The organism is Mycobacterium sp. TH-M15 (assembly GCF_057473705.1).
The window spans coordinates 1-3,783 of record NZ_JBYCLB010000246.1; the positions used below are offsets into that span (position 1 = coordinate 1).

General features: G+C 69.5%; 4 protein-coding genes and 1 pseudogene. 3 read left to right on the top strand and 2 right to left on the bottom strand.

Annotated features, from left to right (window positions below; genetic code table 11):
* Positions 1–285: 285 nt before the first annotated feature.
* Together tyrS and AC2VNT_RS05855 are read right to left on the bottom strand one after the other, a co-directional pair.
* Positions 286–1,569, bottom strand: coding sequence for a tyrosine--tRNA ligase (gene tyrS, locus AC2VNT_RS05850; RefSeq protein WP_486945956.1), 1,284 nt, complete (start codon positions 1,567–1,569; stop codon positions 286–288).
* Positions 1,570–1,589: 20 nt separating this feature from the next.
* Complete coding sequence (locus AC2VNT_RS05855; protein WP_486945957.1) at positions 1,590–2,204, bottom strand: DNA-3-methyladenine glycosylase; 615 nt, start codon at positions 2,202–2,204, stop codon at positions 1,590–1,592.
* Between the two features lie 56 nt (positions 2,205–2,260).
* Between AC2VNT_RS05855 and AC2VNT_RS05860 the strand changes: the two are divergent.
* The 3 genes and pseudogenes from AC2VNT_RS05860 to AC2VNT_RS05870 all read left to right on the top strand — a co-directional run.
* Positions 2,261–2,724, top strand: a pseudogene (locus tag AC2VNT_RS05860) (ATP-binding cassette domain-containing protein).
* Positions 2,658–3,485, top strand: a complete 828-nt coding sequence (locus tag AC2VNT_RS05865; RefSeq protein WP_486945958.1) for an ABC transporter permease — start codon at positions 2,658–2,660, stop codon at positions 3,483–3,485. The pseudogene AC2VNT_RS05860 and the gene AC2VNT_RS05865 overlap by 67 nt, the downstream one beginning before the upstream one ends.
* On the top strand, positions 3,485–3,783 hold a 299-nt coding region (locus AC2VNT_RS05870; protein WP_486945959.1), incomplete at its 3' end, for a TetR/AcrR family transcriptional regulator. The genes AC2VNT_RS05865 and AC2VNT_RS05870, both read left to right, overlap by 1 nt.

Genomic DNA, 3,783 nt, shown 5'->3' on the forward strand with positions numbered 1-3,783 from the left:
CGAGAGCATGGCAAAAAACAACAAAAACAAAACCACCAAACACACTATTGAGTTCTCAAACAACACGCTCATCAGACGCCTGACCAACCCGCGACACCGTCGGGGGCCGACCGAGCGTACAGATGAAATGCCCACGGACTCGTGTCGGGTCCGTGGGACTCGCCGTAAGTGCGGTCGTTGCCCGCCATTGGCGACGTCAGCTAAGTTACGCCAACAGCCGGCGCGAGTCAAATCGCCTGCTGGGCCGGGGCTTTCGGGGGCTTTCCGGCTACCAAACCGGTCGGGTCAGCCGGCCCGCTCGACCCCGGCGACGTTGCGCTTTCCCCGGCGCAGCACCAGCCAGCGGCCGTGCAGGAAGTCGTCGGGCTGTGGCCGCCAGTCCTCGTCCTCGATCCGGACGTTGTTCACCGAGACCCCGCGCTCGCCGATCATCCGCCGGCCCGCTCCCCTGCTCTCCGCCAGGCCGGTGCCGACCAGCAGGTCGACGATGCCGTCCGGGCCGCCCGGGGCCAGCACCGCGACCGGGGCCTCCCGTAGCGCCGCGGTCAAGGTGGCCTCGTCGAGCCGGGCCAGCTCACCGCGGCCGAACAGCGCCTGGCTGGCCAGTTCGACCGCTTCGGTGGCGGCCGCACCGTGCACCAGGGTGGTGAACTCGCGGGCCAGCCGCCGCTGCGCCGCCCGCTGCTGGGGCGCCGACTCGGTGGCTTGGGCCAGTTCGTCCAGCTCCGCGGCGGACAGGAAGGTGAACCAGCGCAGGTAGCGGACGACGTCGGCGTCGGCGGTGTTGACGAAGTACTGGTACCAGGCGTACGGGCTGGTCAGCTCCGGGTCCAGCCACAGGCTGCCGCCGCCGGTGGACTTGCCGAACTTGCTGCCGTCGCTGGCGGTCACCAACGGCACGGTCAGCGCGTGCACGGCGGCGCCCAGTTTCTGGCGCACCAGGCGCACCCCGGCGACGATGTTGCCCCACTGGTCGGAGCCGCCGATCTGCAGCGAACAGCCGTACCGCCGGTGCAGTTCGACGTAGTCGTTGGCCTGCAGCAGCAGGTAGCTGAACTCGGTGTAGGAGAGTCCGTCCCCGTCCAGCCGGCGCCGGACGGTATCGCGGTCGAGCATGACGTTGACCGAGAAGTGCTTGCCGACATCACGCAGGAACTCCACCGCCGACAGCCGGCTGGTCCACTCCAGATTGTCGACGACGATCGCGCCGGTGGAGGTGTCGTCGAGATCGACGAAGCGTTCCAGCTGGCCGCGAATCCGCTCGGCCCACTCGGCGACGGTGTCGGCGGTGTTCAGGGTCCGCTCCCCGGTTTCCCGTGGGTCGCCGATCATCCCGGTCGCCCCGCCGGCCAGCACGATCGGGCGATGACCGGCCCGCTGGAAGCGGCGCAGGGCCAGCAGCGGCACCAGGTTCCCCGCGTGCAGGCTCGGCGCGGTGGGGTCGAACCCGGCGTACACGGTGATCGGTCCGCGGCCGACCGCCGCGGCAAGTGCGTCCAGATCGGTGGATTGGGCGATCAGCCCGCGCCAGCCCAGTTCGTCGAGGATGTCGACAGATTCAGTGCCCATGGATCAGCTATCTTCCCCGATCAGTCGCTGGCGCCCGACGCCGCCGCGCGGAGACTGCGCTGGTAGGCCGACACCTCCGACCGCCCGGCCAGCCAGAGCCGCCACGGCCGATCGGCCGCCTGGCTGACCCCGACCCGCGGGCCCGCCTGGACCGGCGCATCCGGGTCGCCGAGTTCCAGCCGCACCGGGCTGGCCGGATCGAACAGGTCGATCCCGTAGTCGTCCATGGTGATGCCCAGCGCGGCGCACAGGTTGCCCGGGCCGCGCGCCAACGCGGTCACACCGGCCGACGCACCGCGCCGCGCCCGGGCCGCCTCGGAGTCACCGTCGACGGCACCGGAGCGCAGCAGCACCGCGGCAGCCGTCCCGTCCGGCCCGCACACCACGTTGGCGCAGACGTGAATCCCGTAGCTGCGGTAGGTGTACAGGTGACCGGGCGGCCCGAACATCACGCGGTTCCGGTCGCTGGGCCCGCCATAGGAGTGCGCCGCGGCATCCGGCCAGGGGCCGTCGGGAACTCCGCCGTAGGCCTCGACCTCGACGATCCGCAGCCGGACGTCGCGGCCGATCAGGGTGGACCCCAGCAGCCGGTGGGCGGCGGTGACCGGATCGACGGCCAGCCGCTCAGCGCTCACCGGCCAGATTCTGCCTGCCCGTCTTGACGGCCGCGCACCGGGGGTATATTCACCACATGATGAGTTCATCGTCCGATGAATTGTTGCGGACCGGCGCCGATCTGGCCGTCGACATCAACCACGTGCGGGTGAACCGCGGCAACCGGCCGGTGCTGCCCGATTTCTCGGTGCGGATCGCCCGCGGCAGCGTCACCGGGTTGCTCGGACCGTCCGGATGCGGCAAGACCACGCTGATCCGCTGCATCGTCGGGACCCAGGTCGTCACCTCGGGCACGGTCAGGTGCTGCGAGCCGACCTCTGGCAGCAGTTTCACGAACTGGCGCGGCGCGGGGCCACGCTGCTGGTGTCCAGTCACGTGATGGACGAGGCGGACCACTGCGCCGACCTGCTGCTGATGCGCGACGGGCGCCTGCTGGCTCACACCACCCCGACCCGGCTACGAGAGGACACCGGATGCCCATCCTTGGAGGAAGCGTTTCTCTCCGTCATCCGGCACACCACCGTGCCGCTAACCAGCTGAGCCGGCTGACCCTGCAGCCATATCTGGCCACCACGCTGCGAATCCTGCGCCAGTTGGCCGCCGACCACCGCAGCGTCGCGATGCTTCTGCTGGTGCCCGGACTGATGATCGCGCTGATGTATTACATGTTCAAAGACGCCCCGCACCCGCCGGGCACACCGTCGCCGTTCAACAACGCCTGCCTGATCCTGCTGGGTCTACTCCCGCTGGTGGTGATGTTTCTGATCACCTCCATCTCCATGCAGCGGGAACGCGTCTCCGGGACGTTGGAGCGCATCCTGACCACCCCGTTGCGCCGGCTCGATCTGCTGGCCGGCTACGGGACGGCGTTCTCGATCGCGGCCGCGGCCCAGGCCACCATCGCCTGTGCGGTGTCGTTCTGGCTGCTGGGCTTCGACACCGCGGGCAGCCCGGCCTGGGTGTTCCCGATCGCGATCGTGAACGCCGTGCTCGGTGTGGGCTTGGGCCTGCTGTGCAGTGCGTTCGCTCGTACCGAGTTTCAGGCCGTGCAGTTCATGCCGGTGGTGATCGCCCCGCAGTTGCTGTTGTGCGGCTTCATCGTGGCCCGCGCGGTGATGCCGGAATGGCTGCAGTGGGTCAGCAATGCGATGCCGGCCAGCTACCCGCTGGAAGCACTCCAGCAGGTGGGCGTTCACCCGCAGCTGACCGGGATCGCGGTGCGCGACATCGTCGTCGTGCTGGGCTTCGCGATCGCGGCACTGTGCCTGGCCGCGGCAACGCTGCGGCGACGGACCCCGTGATGACCGCGGCGAACCGGAAGCGGCCCGGCCGTCCGCCGGGTGCCTCGGGTACCCGGGAGCGGATACTGGACAGCGCGCGGCAGTTGAGTGCCCGCGGCGGGTTCAACAACACCGCGATCCGATCGGTGGCCGCTGCGGCGGGCGTGGACTCGGCGCTGGTTCACCACTACTTCGGGACCAAGCAGCAGCTGTTCGCCGCGGCCATGCACATCCCGATCGATCCGATGACGGTCCTCGGGCCACTGCGGAAGACACCGGTTACCGAACTGGGGCTGACGCTGCCGTCGTTGCTGCTGTC